13 protein-coding genes and 1 pseudogene are annotated in these 15,117 nt (G+C 75.1%); 6 read left to right on the top strand and 8 right to left on the bottom strand.

Annotated features, from left to right (window positions below; translation table 11 throughout):
- On the bottom strand, positions 1–577 hold a 577-nt coding region (locus tag GJV82_RS19600), incomplete at its 3' end, for a DUF4192 domain-containing protein (RefSeq protein WP_196217304.1).
- 129 nt (positions 578–706) lie between these two features.
- On the opposite strand from GJV82_RS19600, the gene GJV82_RS19595 reads away from it, so the two are divergent.
- Together GJV82_RS19595 and GJV82_RS18025 are read left to right on the top strand one after the other, a co-directional pair.
- Complete coding sequence (locus GJV82_RS19595; protein ID WP_196217303.1) at positions 707–1,288, top strand: hypothetical protein; 582 nt, start codon at positions 707–709, stop codon at positions 1,286–1,288.
- Positions 1,289–1,337: 49 nt separating this feature from the next.
- Positions 1,338–2,513, top strand: coding sequence for a polyprenyl synthetase family protein (locus GJV82_RS18025; RefSeq protein ID WP_318657809.1), 1,176 nt, complete (start codon positions 1,338–1,340; stop codon positions 2,511–2,513).
- Between the two features lie 81 nt (positions 2,514–2,594).
- On the opposite strand, the gene GJV82_RS18020 is transcribed toward GJV82_RS18025, so the two are convergent.
- Positions 2,595–3,020 carry an Rv2175c family DNA-binding protein gene (locus GJV82_RS18020; RefSeq protein ID WP_024840045.1) on the bottom strand — a complete coding sequence of 142 codons (426 nt, stop codon included), beginning with the start codon at positions 3,018–3,020 and terminating at the stop codon, positions 2,595–2,597.
- A gap of 91 nt (positions 3,021–3,111) precedes the next feature.
- On the opposite strand from GJV82_RS18020, the gene pknB reads away from it, so the two are divergent.
- Positions 3,112–5,142, top strand: a complete 2,031-nt coding sequence (gene pknB, locus GJV82_RS18015; protein ID WP_318657808.1) for a Stk1 family PASTA domain-containing Ser/Thr kinase — start codon at positions 3,112–3,114, stop codon at positions 5,140–5,142.
- Positions 5,143–5,535: 393 nt separating this feature from the next.
- Here pknB and GJV82_RS20915 read toward each other — a convergent pair.
- Positions 5,536–6,066 (bottom strand): annotated as a pseudogene (locus GJV82_RS20915) (SDR family NAD(P)-dependent oxidoreductase); the annotation flags it as partial.
- Positions 6,067–6,243: 177 nt separating this feature from the next.
- Between GJV82_RS20915 and GJV82_RS18005 the strand changes: the two are divergent.
- Positions 6,244–7,110 carry a helix-turn-helix transcriptional regulator gene (locus tag GJV82_RS18005; protein WP_155100175.1) on the top strand — a complete coding sequence of 289 codons (867 nt, stop codon included), beginning with the start codon at positions 6,244–6,246 and terminating at the stop codon, positions 7,108–7,110.
- A gap of 24 nt (positions 7,111–7,134) precedes the next feature.
- On the opposite strand, the gene GJV82_RS18000 is transcribed toward GJV82_RS18005, so the two are convergent.
- The 3 genes from GJV82_RS18000 to GJV82_RS17990 form a co-directional block, all read right to left on the bottom strand.
- Positions 7,135–8,484: a class II 3-deoxy-7-phosphoheptulonate synthase gene (locus tag GJV82_RS18000; protein ID WP_155100174.1), complete on the bottom strand. Its 1,350-nt coding sequence runs from the start codon at positions 8,482–8,484 to the stop codon at positions 7,135–7,137.
- Between the two features lie 13 nt (positions 8,485–8,497).
- Entirely contained in the window at positions 8,498–9,724 is a 1,227-nt protein-coding gene (locus GJV82_RS17995) for a pyrophosphate--fructose-6-phosphate 1-phosphotransferase (protein ID WP_024840040.1), read from the bottom strand.
- Between the two features lie 125 nt (positions 9,725–9,849).
- Positions 9,850–10,635: a lysophospholipid acyltransferase family protein gene (locus GJV82_RS17990; RefSeq protein WP_024840039.1), complete on the bottom strand. Its 786-nt coding sequence runs from the start codon at positions 10,633–10,635 to the stop codon at positions 9,850–9,852.
- Between the two features lie 57 nt (positions 10,636–10,692).
- Here GJV82_RS17990 and GJV82_RS17985 point away from each other — a divergent pair, with 57 nt between their 5' ends.
- A complete protein-coding gene (locus GJV82_RS17985; protein WP_155100173.1) occupies positions 10,693–11,334 on the top strand; it encodes a hypothetical protein in 642 nt (213 codons plus the stop codon).
- A 33-nt stretch (positions 11,335–11,367) separates the two neighbouring features.
- Here the strand turns inward: GJV82_RS17985 and GJV82_RS17980 are convergent, their stop codons facing one another.
- Positions 11,368–12,315 carry an ROK family glucokinase gene (locus GJV82_RS17980; RefSeq protein WP_024840037.1) on the bottom strand — a complete coding sequence of 316 codons (948 nt, stop codon included), beginning with the start codon at positions 12,313–12,315 and terminating at the stop codon, positions 11,368–11,370.
- A gap of 248 nt (positions 12,316–12,563) precedes the next feature.
- Between GJV82_RS17980 and GJV82_RS17975 the strand changes: the two genes are divergently transcribed.
- Entirely contained in the window at positions 12,564–14,381 is a 1,818-nt protein-coding gene (locus GJV82_RS17975) for an AMP-dependent synthetase/ligase (protein ID WP_115942713.1), read from the top strand.
- A 131-nt stretch (positions 14,382–14,512) separates the two neighbouring features.
- On the opposite strand, the gene GJV82_RS17970 is transcribed toward GJV82_RS17975, so the two are convergent.
- A partial coding sequence (locus GJV82_RS17970) for an NYN domain-containing protein (RefSeq protein WP_196217302.1) occupies positions 14,513–15,117 on the bottom strand: 605 nt, incomplete at its 5' end.

The raw sequence follows: 15,117 nt of genomic DNA, 5'->3' as shown, positions 1-15,117 counted from the left end.
GTTCGTGCGCACGCCGCGCCGCTCGGGCAGCGCGCCGCCGCGCCTCGGCGCCCGCCCGCGGGAGGCGCAGCGCGTCCTCGCGCGAGTCCGCGAGCGCCGTGCCGGCGAGCACCATGTGCGCGCCCACCTCGCTGGACTCGAGGTCGCGCAGCGGGCGCCCCGCCGGCGGGCAGCAGTCGTCCTCGGCGCAGTCGAGCGCGTACCACCCGGTCGACGACACGACCCACGCCTCGACCGGCCCGACGTGCGGCTCGACGGCCTCGCGGCAGTGCTCGACGGCGGCCCGGGCGCGCGCGACGCCGTCGCCGCCGGTGCGCAGCGGGGCGTCGGTGTAGGCGACGAGGACGACCCGTTGCGCGCCGTCGGCCGCGAGGTGCCCCACGACGGACCGCGCGACCTGCGGCCCGTGCTCGAGGTCCGCGAGGTCGGCCACGTCGACGCGCACGACGAGCCCGACGCGGCCGCGCGGGGGTCGCAGCCCCACGAGGACGACGCTGTCCCGGGGCCGGTAGCCGAGGCGGTAGGGGACGTAGGCGAGCAGCTCGCGCGGGCCCTGGGCCCGGATCACGGTGGTCATGGCACCCATCCCAGCCGGGCGCGGAGTCGCGCGGGGCTGCCGGGCGCGGCTGTGGACGGGGCGCGAGCCTGTGGTCGACCGTCGGGGCCGGTGGTGGCTCGCGGGCGCGCGGGTGGCTACCGTGTGCGCGTGCTCCCCCGAACCCGAGCGCGCTCGCGCGGCGCCGTCCTGCCCGCCGGCCGTGCCGCCGTCGTCCTCGCCGTGGGGGTCCTGGGCGCGGCGCTCGCCGGCTGCCAGGCGGACCTCGACGACGTCCAGGGCGCCGCCGCGGCTCGCGACGCGCACGCGGAGCGAACCGCGGACGCCCCGGACGCCGGCGGCTCCGCCGGCACGCCGCTGCCCGACTACGACGCCGCGTCGGCGGTCGGCGACCTCGTCGACGGGTTCCCGAGCGACCTCGTGACGATCCCGCCGGGGGCGCGGGTGCTCGCGAGCTCGGCGCGGCCGTCCGCGGACGGCGCGCTCGTCGACGTCACGCTCAACCTGCGGTCCGAGGACCCGGTCGAGACGCTCACGGCGTTCTACACCGACGCGCTCGGCGCCGCGGGGTTCGAGGTCTCGCCGTCGACCGTCCCGAGCGCCCTGACGTCGCTCACGACGTTCGTGCGCGCGTCCGGTTCCGAAGGTCCGACGGAGTCGCTCGCGGTGGGCGTCTTCGACGACGAGACCGAGCGTCTCGTGACGATCAGCGGGCAGGTCGCCGCGGGCTGACGCGCGGTCCCGGTGCCCGCGAGGCGGGCCGACCGCATAGGCTGCCCCCGTGCCGAACCCGTCGCTGCCGGCCATGCCGCCCGCCCCGTCCGTGCCCGATCCCGCCGCGGGTGCCGCCGGCGCGAGCCCGACCGCCCTCGTGGACCGCGAGGGCGTCCGCGCGGGCGTCGACGAGGCGCTGCGCGCCGCGTCCGCGGGGCTGCGCGACGAGCTCGTCGCCACGCACCCGGACGCGGACGAGCTCGCGGACGCGACGGACGAGCTGCTCACGGGCGGCAAGCGGCTGCGCGCCGCGTTCTGCTACTGGGCCTGGCGCGCGCACGGCGGCGACCCGCACGGCCCGCACCGCGGCGTGGTGCTGCGCGGCGGCGCCGCGCTCGAGCTCTTCCAGGCCGCGGCGCTCTTCCACGACGACGTCATGGACGCGTCCGACACGCGTCGCGGGCACCCGACGGCGCACCGCGCGTTCGGCGCGCGGCACCGCGGCCTCGGGTGGTCGGGCGACGCGGACCGCTACGGCGAGAACACCGCGATCCTGCTCGGCGACCTCGCGCTCATCGCGAGCCACCGCGAGATGGGCGACGCGCTCGACGGCGTGCCCGCGCCCGTCGCGTCGAGCGCGCGCGGCGTCTTCGGCCGCATGCAGACCGAGGTCATCGTGGGCCAGTACCTCGACGTGCAGGCCCAGGTCCTGCCCTGGGGCGACGACCCCGCGGCGGACGAGGAGCGCGCCCGGGCCGTGATCCGCTCGAAGTCGGCCCGCTACAGCGTGGAGCACCCCATCGCGCTCGGCGCCGCGCTCGCAGGCGCGGACGACGCCGCGGTCGCCGCGACGAGCGCGTTCGGCCTCCCCGTGGGCGAGGCGTTCCAGCTGCGCGACGACGTGCTCGGCGTGTTCGGCGACGCGCGGGTCACGGGCAAGCCCGCGGGCGACGACCTGCGCGAGGGCAAGCGCACGGTGCTCGTCATCCGGGCGCTCGCCGCCGCGACGCCGGCGCAGCGCGCGCTCCTGCTCGCGCACCTGGGCGACCCGGAGCTCGACGCGAGCACGGTCGAGGACCTGCGCGCGGTGCTCGTCGAGACGGGCGCGCGCGACGCCGTGGAGACGCTCATCGCCGAGCTCACCGAGCAGGCCGCGGACGCGCTCGACCTCGCCGGCCTCGCCGAGCCCGGGGCCACGATGCTCGGCCTGCTCGCACGGGCGGCCGTCGAGCGCACGGCCTGACGCGACCGGGCGGTCGGGCGGAGGGCCCCTCCGCCCGACGGAGGCAGGGCGCCTCCGTCCGGCCGAGGTAGGGGCCCGGGGTCAGAGCTCGGACTGCGCGACGCGCCGCACGCGCGCCTTGTGGCCGCTGAGGAGCGTGTCGAGCGGGGCCTCGCCGAGCTCGTCGTGCGGCGTGAAGAGCCACTCGATGATCTCCGCGTCCTCGAACCCGGCGTCGGAGAGCACGACGATCGTGCCCTGCAGGCTCGACAGGACGCCGACGCGCCCGCTGTCGTCGGGGCGGCCCGCGTTGGCCGGGTCGACGAGGTGCAGCGGAACGAGGAACCGCGCGGGGACCTGGAAGGTCGTGCGCTCGCCGCGCTTCACGCCGACGACGCGGCGCTCCTGCACGAGGCGGCGCACCTTGCCGACGTCGGTGCCCAGCGCCTCCGCGACGTCCGGGAGGGTCAGCCACTCGCCGACCAGGTCGTCGAGGGCGGGGCGGGGGCTCGGGTCGTGATCGGTCACCGGGCAAGCCTACGGCGTGCCTCCACACGACACCCACGCCGTGCGCGCCGTGCTCACCGGATCGTGACACCCGTCCACCTAGACTCTCCTCGTGGCCACCGTGACGACCGATCCCCTCGTCGGCCGCCTGGTCGACGGGCGGTACGAGGTCGTCTCGCGCATCGCGCGAGGCGGCATGGCGACGGTGTACCTGGCGGTGGACCGCCGGCTCGAGCGCGAGGTCGCCCTCAAGGTCATGCACGCCCACCTCGCCGAGGGCGCGTCGGGGGCCGACTTCGTCTCCCGCTTCCGCCGCGAGGCGCGCGCCGCCGCGCGGCTCACGCACCCCGGCCTCGTCGCCGTCTACGACCAGGGTCTCGACGGCGACACGAGCTACCTGACGATGGAGTACGTCGCGGGCACCAACCTGCGGCGCACGATGCTCACGGAGCGCACCCTGCCGCTGGGTCGCACGCTCGACGTGCTGGAGGACGTGCTCGACGCGCTGGCCGCCGCGCACCGCGCGGGCCTCGTGCACCGCGACATCAAGCCGGAGAACGTGCTCCTCGACACCGACGGGCGGCTCAAGGTCACCGACTTCGGCCTGGCCCGCGCGGTCAACGAGGTCACCGCCACGACGACGGGCACCATCCTCGGCACGGTCGCGTACCTGTCCCCCGAGCTCATCGCGACCGGCGCGTGCGACGCGCGCACGGACGTCTACGCCGTCGGCATCCTCGCGTACGAGATGCTGCTCGGCACCGTCCCGCACACCGGCACCACCCCGATCCAGGTCGCGTTCCAGCACGTCAACAACGACGTGCCCCCGCCGTCGGACGTGGCGCCGTGGATCCCGCCGGAGGTCGACGACCTCCTGTGCGCGCTCGCGGCGCGCGACCCCGACGACCGCCCCGCGGACGCCGGCGCGGCCCTCGCGCTCGTGCGCTCGGTGCGTGCCGCGCTCGACCCCGCCGACCTCGAGCGGCGCGTCGACCCGCCCGCGGGCGCGCCGGAGGCCGCCGCCGTCGCCCAGGGTGCCGGGCCGGCCGACGACGAGCACCGCTCGACCGCGGCGACGGCGTCGCTCGCGACCCTCAGCCTCCAGGACCGCGAGGCCGCGGGCCTCACGGAGCCGCTCGCGGTCGGGCACGTCGTCGCGCCGACGACCCGCCCCGGTCCCCAGCCGCCCCCCGCTCCCCCGACGGCGTCCCGGCGCCGGGCGCGCGGCCGCGTCGTCGTGTGGTCGCTCGTCGTGCTGCTCCTCCTCGCCGGCGCCGGCGCCGGCGCCGCGTGGTGGTTCTCGTCCGGGCCCGGCGCGTACACCGAGGTCCCGGGCGGCCTCGTCGAGGCGTCCCGGACCGAGGCAACCACGGTCCTCGACGACGCCGGGCTGCGGCACACGATCGAGGAGCGCTACGACGACGCCGTCCCCGAGGGCGCGGTCGTCGCGACGGACCCCGCGTCCGGCGAGCCCGTGCGCAAGGACGGGAGCGTGCTCCTCGTCGTCTCGAAGGGCGTGCGCATGCTCACCGTGCCGACGGGCCTCGTCGGCGCGACGGAGGACGAGGCCACGGCCGCGCTCGAGGGCGCGGACCTCACGGTCGGCGACCCCGTCCCGCAGTCCCACGACGAGATCCCGTCCGGCCAGGTCATGGCCGTGACCGACGCCGAGGGCAACGCGGTCGAGGAGGGCGCCACCGTCCGCCACGACCTGCCGATCGTGCTCACGGTGTCGTCCGGCCCCGCACCCGTCGTCGTCCCTCAGGTCACGGGGTCGGAAAAGGCCGCCGCCGTGCAGGCGCTCGAGGACCAGGGGCTCGTCGCCGCGGTGACCGAGGAGTACTCCGAGTCCGTCGGCACGGGCCTGGTGATCCGCCAGGACCCGGAGCAGGGGTCGGACGCGCACCGCACGGACACCGTGAACGTCGTCGTCTCGCTCGGCCCCCCGCTCGTCGAGGTGCCCAACACCTACTCGATGAACGTCAAGGCGGCCGAGAAGTCGCTCACGGACGCGGGGTTCCAGGTCGAGGTCCGCCACCCGCAGGGCATCAGCCCGCTGAACATCGTCTACTCCCAGGACCCGGCGGGCGGCGACGGCCGGACCGCGCCCAAGGGCTCGACCGTCGTCATCAACGTCTTCTGACGCACGCGCGGCGGGGTCGCCCACGGAGCGTGGGCGACCCCGCCGGCCCGAGCTCACGCGACCTCGGCGGCCTGGACGTCGGTCGTGACGGCCAGGGCGCGGGACGCCTCGAGGTCGTCGGCGAGGCTGCGGATTCTTGCCCTCCGCGAGCGCGAGCGAGTCCGAGCCGAGCAGCTGGTGCAGCGGGGCGCCGCCCGTCGTCGCGACGGCGATGATCGCGGCGGCGGCCTTCGCGGGGTCGCCGAGCTGGGTGCCGGGGATCTCGTCGAGGTGCTGGGCGACCATCGTGCGCACGGCCGGGTACGCGTCGGTCGTGGCCGCCGGGAGCCCGACGGACACCGGGCGCAGGAAGTCCGTGCGCATGTACCCGGGCTCGACGCTCGTCACGGAGATGCCGTGCTCCGCGACCTCGCCCGCGAGCGCCTCCGTGATCGCCTCCACGGCGAACTTGCCCGCCGTGTACAGGCTCCAGCCCGGGAACGAGAGCAGGCCGAGCACGGACGAGACGTTGATGACGTGGCCGCTGCGGCGGGCCCGCAGGCCGGGCAGGACGGCGCGCAGCACGTTCCAGACGCCGAACACCTGGACGTCGAACATGGCGCGTGCCTCCGCGTCGGACACCTCCTCGACGGCGGCGAGGAAGCCGTACCCGGCGTTGTTCACGACGACGTCGATCCCGCCGAAGCGGTCGGTGGCGGCGGCGACGGCCTGCGTCACCTGCGCCTCGTCGGCGAGGTCGACGGGCAGGGCGAGCAGGCGTGACGTGTCGGTGCCCGCGAGGGCGCCGAGGAGACGCTCGGTCGAGCGGGTGGTCGCCGCGACGTTCTCGCCGCGGTCGAGGAGCTGGCGGACGAGCTCGAGGCCGAGGCCGCGCGAGGTGCCGGTGACGAACCAGGTGGCGGGACGGTCGGTGGGGTAGGTCATGAGGACTCCTTCGGTGGGTCGGGGCCGGCACGGCGTGCCGACGTGTCCAGACTCCTGTCCGAGGGACCCTCGTGGGGGGCCGCACCATGCCCTGCCGGTCCTGGGTCGGCGCGACCGAGGACTGCGCGTCCTCCCCTCGACGGCGCGCTCGGCGGGGCGGGCGTCCAGAATGGGGGGATGCCGCAGAGGAACACGGAGCTGGCGGACTTCCTGCGCCGCGCACGGAGCGAGTGCGACCCGACCCGTGCGGGCCTGCCCGCCGACGGCCGGGCGCGCCGCGTGCCGGGGCTGCGCCGCGAGGAGGTCGCGTTCCTCGCCGGGGTGTCGACCGACTACTACGCGCGGCTCGAGCAGGGTCGTCGCATCACGCCGTCGCCGGCGGTCGTCGACGCGATCGGCCGGGCGCTCGCGCTCGACGCCGCGGGCCGGGCCCACCTCGCCGACCTCGTCGGGCTGGGCACGGCGACGCCGCAGCGACGGGCACGGCCCGTGCAGCGGCTGCGGCCCGGGCTGTACCAGCTGCTCGACGCCCTCGCCGACGTCCCGGTCCTCGTGCTCGGCCGCCGCGCCGACGTGCTCGCGCAGAACCGTCTGGGCAGGGCCCTCTTCACCGACTTCGAGCGGTTCCCCGCGCCCCGGCGCAACTACGCGCGCTGGATGCTGCTCGACGACGAGGCGCGGTCGCTGTTCGTCGACTGGGAGGAGCAGGCGCGCGTCGCCGTGGAGAGCCTTCGCCTCGAGGCGGGCAACGACCCCGCCGACCGGGCGACGGCCGATCTCGTCGCCGAGCTGCGCGAGACCAGCGACGACTTCGCGCGCTGGTGGGACGAGCACCGCGTGAACCAGCGCACGTACGGGTCGAAGCGGCTGCGCCACCCCGTGGTCGGCGACCTCACCGTGGAGTACGAGACGCTCACGCTCTCGGGGGACCCGAGCACGACGCTCTACGTGTACTCGGCCGAGCCCGGGTCGCCGTCGGCGCGGTCGCTGAGCCTGCTCGCGAGCTGGTCGCTCACCGGCGACGACGCGCCGTCCCCCGCCTGACGCGCCGCGCCGCCGCTGCGACGGTCAGCGCCGCAGCATCTCCGCGACCTGGAACGCCATCTCGAGCGACTGCTGGTGGTTGAGCCGCGGGTCCACGAGGGTCTCGTAGCGCAGGGCGAGGCCTGCGTCGTCGATCTCCTCGCTGCCCCCGAGGACCTCGGTGACGTCGTCGCCGGTGAGCTCCACGTGGAGGCCGCCGGGCACGGTGCCCGCGGCGCGGTGCACCTCGAAGAAGCCGCGCACCTCGTCGAGCACGTCGTCGAAGCGGCGCGTCTTGTAGCCGCTCGCGGACGTGATCGTGTTCCCGTGCATCGGGTCCGTGACCCACGTGACGGGCACCCCGGCGCGCGCCACGGCCTCGACGAGCGGCGGGAGCGCGTCGCGGACGTTGCCCGCACCCATGCGCGTGATGAACGTCAGGCGGCCCTCGACGCCGTCCGGGTTGAGCCGGCGGGCGAGCTCCAGCGCGACGTCGGGCGTCGTCGTGGGGCCGAGCTTGACGCCGATCGGGTTGGCGACACGCGAGAGGAAGTCGACGTGCGCGCCGTCGAGCTGGCGCGTGCGCTCGCCGATCCACAGGAAGTGGGCCGACGTGTCGTACGCGTCGCCCGTGCGCGTGTCGCGGCGCGTGAGCGCACGCTCGTAGTCGAGCACGAGCGCCTCGTGGCTGACGAAGAACTCGACCGTGCGCAGCGCGTCGAAGTCGGCGCCGCACGCGTCCATGAAGCGGATCGCCCGGTCGATCTCGGACGCGGTGCGCTCGTAGCGCGCGTACGCGGGGTTGCGCATGAAGCCGCGGTTCCACTCGTGGACCTGGCGCAGGTCGGCGAACCCGCCCGTCGTGAACGCGCGCACGACGTTCCAGGTGGCCGCCGAGATCTGGTACGCCTGGACGAGGCGCTCCGGGTCCGGGACGCGCGCCTCGGGCGTGAAGGCGTGCCCGTTGATCATGTCGCCCCGGTACGCGGGCAGGGTCACGCCGTCGCGCGTCTCCGAGTCGGAGCTGCGCGGCTTGGCGTACTGCCCGGCCATGCGGCCCATCTTCACGACGGGCATGCTCGCGCCGTGCGTGAGGATGACCGCCATCTGCAGGATGGTGCGGATCTTGTTGCGGATGCGGTCGGCGTTCGCCTCGGCGAACGTCTCGGCGCAGTCCCCTCCCTGCAGGAGGAACGCCTCGCCCCGCCCGGCCGCGGCCAGGCGGGAGCGCAGCGTGTCGGCCGCGGCGGGCACCACGAGCGGCGCGGAGGCCGCGAGCCGGTCCCGGACGGCGCCGAGCGCCGCCTCGTCCGGCCACGTCGGCTGCTGGAGCGCGACGAGCGTGCGGAAGTGGTCGAGCCCGGCGTCGGTCCCCGGCTCGCTCGTGGTGGTCATCCCGCGCCTCGGATCAGTGCGCGGCGGGCGCCGCGGGCACCAGCGGCTGGCCGATGCCCTCGAGCAGCTCGCCGAACCACTGCTGCGTCACGTCGAACGCCTTGCCGCCGGCGATGCGCGGGAACTCGATCGCGCGCAGGCGGTCGCCGTTCTCCTCGTCGTGGCCGATGACGCCGGACTCGCCGCGCAGCGCGCACTCGACCGCGAGGTCGGTCATCGACTTGATGAGGCGCAGGTCCTCGGCGTTCGCGGCCGCGGCGCGCGAGAAGTAGCCGGACTTCTGGACCATGACCTTCTCGGCACCGAGCTTCTCGGCGAACTGCTTCGCGAACCACTGGCCGGGGTTGACCGTGTCGAGCTTGACGTGGCCGAAGGGGTCGCGCTGGACCTCCTCGCCCGCCGCCTCGAGCTGCGCGACGATCTCGTGCATGCCCGCGCCCTCGGACAGGAAGATGTTGACGTTGCCCTGGGTGTCCATGACCGCCTTGAGGCGCTCGGCCTCGGCGTCGATGTCGATCGCGAGCTCCGGCAGGAACACGGCGTGCACGTCCCAGCGCTCGCGCGTCAGGCCGAGGGCCGGGGCCCACTCCTGCGCGTCGAGCCACTTGCGGTACTCGGCCGCGGCCGCCGCGGTGAGCCAGCCGCAGTGGCGGCCCATGACCTCGTGCACGATGAGCATGCGCGGGCCCGAGCGGTGCTCGCCGATGATGTTCGCCGCGAACCCGGCGGCCTCCTCGGCGGCGGTCCACGCGCCGAGCGACTGGCGGATCGGGATCACGTCGTTGTCGATCGTCTTGGGCAGGCCCACGACCGTGAGCTCGTAGCCGTTGTCGTGCAGGTACGCGGCGAGGTCGGCCGCCGTCGTGTTCGTGTCGTCGCCGCCGATCGTGTGCAGCACGTCGACGCCGTCCGCCTTGAGCTGCTCCGCCGCGACGTGCAGCGGGTCCTGCCCCTCCTGGACGAGGCCGCGCTTGACGCAGTCGGCCGCGTTGGTGAGCTTGACGCGCGAGTTGCCGATCGGCGAGCCGCCGAACCGGTGCAGGACGCCCGCCTGCTTGCGGCCCTCGTCGTCCACGACGATCTTCGTGCCCGTCAGCAGGCCGTGGTAGCCGTACTGGTAGGCGATGATCTCGATCTGAGGGTCGAGCTCCGTGTACCGCTCGATGAGACCCCCGACGGCGGAGGACAGGCACGGGGCGAAACCGCCCGCGGTGAGGAGGGCGACGCGACGAACCGACATGTGAACTCAGAACCTCTCGTAGGACGGATCCTGGCCGGACGGACGCGGTCCGGCGGGGGTGGCGGCGACGGCGACGGGCGGGTGCCCGCGAGGGGCACCGTGCGCACTGCGCGACCGGCCGTCGCTCAGTCTACTGACGCCGCACCGGGTCCCGACGGCGGTTCCGGGACCTGGACGTCGGGAGCCGGACGCCCGCCGGGGGCGCCGCCGGCCTGCTCGGACTCGGTGTGGCCGGCGGCGAGGCGGGCCTTGGCCGTCGCGGCGTAGATGTCGACGTACTCCTGGCCCGACAGCCGCATGATCGCGTACTGGATCTCGTCCGCCACGGCGCGCAGGATGAAGCGGTCGTTCTCCATGCCGCGGTAGCGCGAGAAGTCGAGCGGCTCGCCGATGACGACGCCGATCGGCATCGGGGTGGGGATCACCTTGCCGATGGGCTGCGCGATGTTGGTCCCGACCATGGCGACGGGGATCACCGGCGCCCCCGACTCGAGCGCGAGGCGCGCGACGCCCGTCTTGGCCCGGTACAGGCGGCCGTCGGGGCTGCGCGTGCCCTCGGGGTAGATGCCGAAGAGGTCGCCGTCGCGCAGCACGCGCAGGCCGGTCTCGAGCGCCGCCTCGCTGGCCTTGCCGCCCGAGCGGTCGACGGGGATGGTGCCGACGCCGCGCATGAACCCGGCCGTCAGGCGTCCCTTGACCCCGGTGCCCGTGAAGTAGTCGGACTTGCCGAGGAACTGGACCTTGCGGTCCAGCACGAGCGGCAGGATGAAGGAGTCGATGACCGCGAGGTGGTTGCTCGCGAGGATCGCGCCGCCCTCGTCCGGCACGTGCTCGACGCCCCGCGTCCAGGGACGGTACAGCAGCCGCAGGATCGGGCCGACCATCACCTGCTTCATGAACCAGTAGAACAACGTTCCTCCTCGCGGGGTCCCGGCACGGGACGTGCACACGACTCTAGAGTGATTCCCATGGCCGCACCGAACGCCCAGCCGGACTCCCCGCAGCCCGACGACGCACCCGACCCCACGCCCGACGACGGGCAGGAGGCTCCCGAGGGCCCCGCGACGCCCGAGGACCCGACGCCGGGCGAACCCCCGCGCGAGCCGGGGCTGGACGTCGACGCGCAGTGGGCCGGGATCGTGGCCGAGCTCGCCGACCTGTCCGACCTCGACGACGCCCCGCGTCCCGGCGGGACCGGTGACGACGCGCGACGCGGGCCGGTGGCCGGGGACACCGCGAGCCCGGGCGCGCCCGGCCGGGGGCCGGCGGACGTGCTCGGCTCCGTGCCCGTCGCGCCGTGGGTGCGCGCGAGCGGTCCCCGCGACTGGCCGACGACGCCGGAGGTCGAGGACCTCGAGGAGGCCGAGAGCCACTTCGTGCCGCCGGACCCGCCGCTCGTGCTGGGGCGGGACCCGCTCCTGACGATGGCCTGGGCGCTCGTCGTGGCCGTGCCGATCCTGCTGCTCGTCGTGCTCGTCGTCGCGCGCCCGTACCCCGTGGTCGTCGCGCAGGTGGGCGGCGGGGCGTTCCTCGTCGGGCTCGCGATCCTGCTCTGGCGCATGCCGCACCGGCGCGAGGACGACGACGACGGCCCGGGCGCCGTCGTCTGACGGCCCACCCGCGCGTGCACGTGGCGCGCCCCGTCAGCGGCGGGCGAGGTCCGCCGCGCCGACGATGCCCGCCTCGTTGCCGTGCTCGGCGAGCTCGATGCGCGCCTCGGGGCGGTGCCCGCGCGCGGAGAGCTGGTCGGCGAACGCGCGGCGCACGGGCTGGAGCAGCAGGTCGCCCGCCGCGCCCACGCCGCCGCCGATGACGATGAGCTCGGGGTCGAGCAGCGCGGTCACCGACGCCGCGCCCTCGCCGATCCAGCGGCCGAGCGTCGCGAAGAGCTCGACCGCGAGGGCGTCGCCCTCCTGCGCGGCCTGCGTGATCTGGGGCCCGGTGAGCTTCTCGGGGTCGCCGCCGCAGATCTCGAGCAGGCGCGCCGCGCGGTCGGGCTGCGCGATGAGCGCGTTCTGACCGTCGCGTACGAGCGCGCGCCCGGAGGCGTACTGCTCCCAGCAGCCCTCGTGGCCGCAGCCGCAGTAGTGCCCGCCGGGGACCACGCGCATGTGACCCACCTCGGCGGCGACGCCCCACTTGCCGCGCACGAGCTCGCGGTCGACGACGATCGCGCCGCCGAGGCCGGTCCCGACCGTGAGCATGAGCATGTCCGTCGCGTCGCGCCCCACGCCGAACTGGAACTCGGCCCAGCCGGCGGCGTTCGCGTCGTTCTCGACGACGATCGGCACGGACGTGTCGCCGATGAGGGCGCGCACGTTGCGCGCCAGGGGGTACTCGCGCCACGCGATGTTCGGGGCGAAGAGGACGGAGGTGCGGTCCGGGCTGACGAAGCCCGCCGCGGCGAGGCCCATGGCGCCGACCTCGTGCTCGGCGGTGAGCTCGGCGTACACGTCGGCGATGGCGCGGTCGATGCTCGCGACGTCGTCGGGCTCGGTGTCACGGCGCGTCTGGGCCAGGATCTCGCCCTTCTCGTCCACGACCCCGGCCGCGATCTTCGTCCCGCCGATGTCCACACCGATGGCGTGCATGTCCCGTCCTCACTCGCTCGGTACCGCTGACTGGAAGCCTGGCTGCGGGTGCTGCCCGCCCCGGGGCGACGCACGACGACGGGCCGGTGACCCCGCGCCCCGGGTCGGCCCGCCGGAACTCCGCGCCCCCGCAAATCGTTGCGCAAGCAGCGCACAGCCCCTGAAGCCTACCGACATCGACAGGTCCCCGGCACACGCCGCCACTGGGTAGGGTTCTCCCACCGTCGACTACTGCCACTGGAGCCAGAATGGACGAGATCAGCGCCCCACGGATCGTCGAAGTCGATCCCTCGAAGAACCTCAACGACCTCCTCGCGAGCCGGGTCGCGGCCGACCCGTCGGCGCCTCTCGTCGAGCGCCGCACCGGCGCCGACGGGGCGTGGCAGGCCCTCAGCGCGCGCGAGTTCGACGCCGAGGTCGTCGCCGTCGCCAAGGGCCTCGTGGCGCGCGGGATCCAGCCGGGCGACCACGTCGGCATCATGTCGCGCACGCGGTACGAGTGGACGCTCCTCGACTGGGCGACGTGGGCCGCGGGCGCCGTGCCCGTGCCGCTCTACGAGACGTCGAGCCCGGAGCAGGTGCAGTGGATCCTGTCGGACGCGGACGTCCGGCTGCTCGTGGTCGAGACCGAGGCGCACGCGGCGACCGTCGGCGAGGTGCGCGACCAGGTGCCGGCCCTCGGCGACGTGCTCGTCGTCGACTCGGGCGCGATCGCGACCCTCAGCGCCGAGGGCGCGGGCGTCGAGGACGCGGAGATCGAGCGCCGCCGCGGGCTCGCGGACCTGGCCGACGTCGCGACGATCATCTACACGTCGGGCACGACGGGGCGCCCCAAGGGCGCCGAGCTCACGCACGAGAACTTCTACTCGCTCACCGTCAACGCGGTCGAGGCCGTGCCCGAGGTCTTCGGCGAGCCCGGCGGGCGCACGCTGCTGTTCATGCCGCTCGCGCACGTGTTCGCGCGCTTCATCGGCGTGCTCGTCGTGGCGGGCGGCACGGTGCTCGGGCACACGCCCGACACCAAGACGCTGCTCGAGGACCTCGGGACGTTCAAGCCCACGTACATCCTCTCGGTCCCCCGCGTGTTCGAGAAGGTCTACAACTCCTCCGAGCAGAAGGCCGCAGCGGGCGGCAAGCTGAAGATCTTCCACTGGGCGGCCGCGACGGCGATCGCCTACTCGCGCGCGCTCGACGAGCCGTCGGGCCCCGGCTTCGGCCTGCGCCTGCAGCACAAGGTCGCCGACGCGCTCGTGTTCAAGAAGCTGCGCCACGCGCTCGGCGGCCGCGCCAAGTTCGCCGTGTCCGGCGGCGCGCCGCTCGGCGAGCGCCTCGGGCACTTCTACCGCGGCATCGGCATCCGCATCCTCGAGGGCTACGGCCTCACCGAGACCACGGCGCCCACGTGCGTCAACCGGCCCGCGACCACCAGGATCGGGACCGTCGGGACGCAGCTGCCCGGCTGCGCGGTCCGCATCGCCGAGGACGGCGAGATCCTGCTCCAGGGCCACCACGTGTTCCGCGGGTACCACAACAACGAGCAGGCCACGGCGGAGGCGTTCGTCGACGGCTGGTTCCGCACGGGCGACCTCGGCTCGCTCGACGACGACGGCTTCCTGCGCATCACCGGGCGCAAGAAGGAGATCATCGTCACCGCGGGCGGCAAGAACGTCGCCCCTGCCGTCCTCGAGGACCGCATCCGCGCCCACGCGCTCGTCTCGCAGTGCGTCGTGGTGGGCGACCAGAAGCCGTTCATCGGGGCCCTGATCACGCTCGACCCGGAGGGCATCCCCGGCTGGGCGGCCATGCACGGCAAGGAGCCGATGACGGTCGAGGAGGCCGCCAAGGACCCCGACGTGCTCGCGGCCCTCGACGCAGCCGTGACGCGCGCCAACGAGGCCGTGTCGCGTGCCGAGTCGATCCGCAAGTTCACCGTGCTCACCACGGACTTCACGGTCGAGAACGGGTACCTCACGCCGTCGCTCAAGGTGAAGCGCAGCGAGGTGCTCAAGGACTTCGCCACCGACGTGGAGGCCATCTACGCGGACGGGCCCGCGCCCGTCCGCTGACCCCGCGGTCGACGCGGCGACGGCCCTCCTCGGCAGCCGCCGGGGAGGGCCGTCCCGCGTCCCTCCTCCTGAGGTCGGACCGAGCGTCGGCCGGCCGGCCGTCGAGGGCGGAGCGCCCGGCGGGCGCTCGGTCAGCGGCGCGCGAGGCGCGCGAGGAGCGCCCGCGCCGGGACGCACGCCGCACCCATGCGCTGCACGTCGTCGGACACCGCCCGGTCGCTCGTCACGACGACGACGGGCCGCCCCGGGGGCTCCGCCGCGACGAGGCGCCGGATGAGGTCGTCGGCGATCTCGCCCGAGGAGAACAGCACGCGCACGCCGCGCGGGGCACGCACGGCCCGCGCGGCCGCGTCCGCGCCGTCGAAGCACACCGTGACCTCCGTCCCTCCGGCCGCGACGCGCAGGAGCCCGGCGAGGAGCCGGTCGCGCTGCTCCGCGAGCGTGAGGTCGCCGAAACCCGTCTTCGTGACGTTGTACCCGTCGACGACGAGGTGCGTCCGCGGGACCGACAGCAGGTCGTCGAGCAGCGCCGGGTCGTCCCCCGCGCGGCCGCGCGAGCCGGGGCGTGCCCTGCCCGCCGCGTCCGGCAGGGCCGCCGCGACCTCGTCGGCCGGGGTCGTCGTCGACGGCCCGAGCGCGAGCTCGCGGCGCAGGCCCGCCGCGGCGTCGACGACGGTGTCGAGCAGGAGCCGGGCGCGCGCCGTCGCGAGGTCGGCCGTCGACGTCCGGGAGCGGC

The organism is Cellulosimicrobium composti (assembly GCF_009711085.1).
Classification (GTDB): domain Bacteria; phylum Actinomycetota; class Actinomycetes; order Actinomycetales; family Cellulomonadaceae; genus Cellulosimicrobium; species Cellulosimicrobium composti.
This window is presented reverse-complemented; position numbering and strand designations above follow the sequence as displayed.

Bases quoted from the DNA above. Each gene is read 5' to 3' on its own strand.
- GJV82_RS17985 (WP_155100173.1), top strand. From the start codon at position 10,693: ATGGCCGCACCGAACGCCCAGCCGGACTCCCCGCAGCCCGACGACGCA.
- GJV82_RS18000 (WP_155100174.1), bottom strand. From the start codon at position 8,484: ATGACCACCACGAGCGAGCCGGGGACCGACGCCGGGCTCGACCACTTC.
- GJV82_RS17975 (WP_115942713.1), top strand. From the start codon at position 12,564: ATGGACGAGATCAGCGCCCCACGGATCGTCGAAGTCGATCCCTCGAAG.
- GJV82_RS17980 (WP_024840037.1), bottom strand. From the start codon at position 12,315: ATGCACGCCATCGGTGTGGACATCGGCGGGACGAAGATCGCGGCCGGG.
- GJV82_RS18005 (WP_155100175.1), top strand. From the start codon at position 6,244: ATGCCGCAGAGGAACACGGAGCTGGCGGACTTCCTGCGCCGCGCACGG.
- GJV82_RS17995 (WP_024840040.1), bottom strand. From the start codon at position 9,724: ATGTCGGTTCGTCGCGTCGCCCTCCTCACCGCGGGCGGTTTCGCCCCG.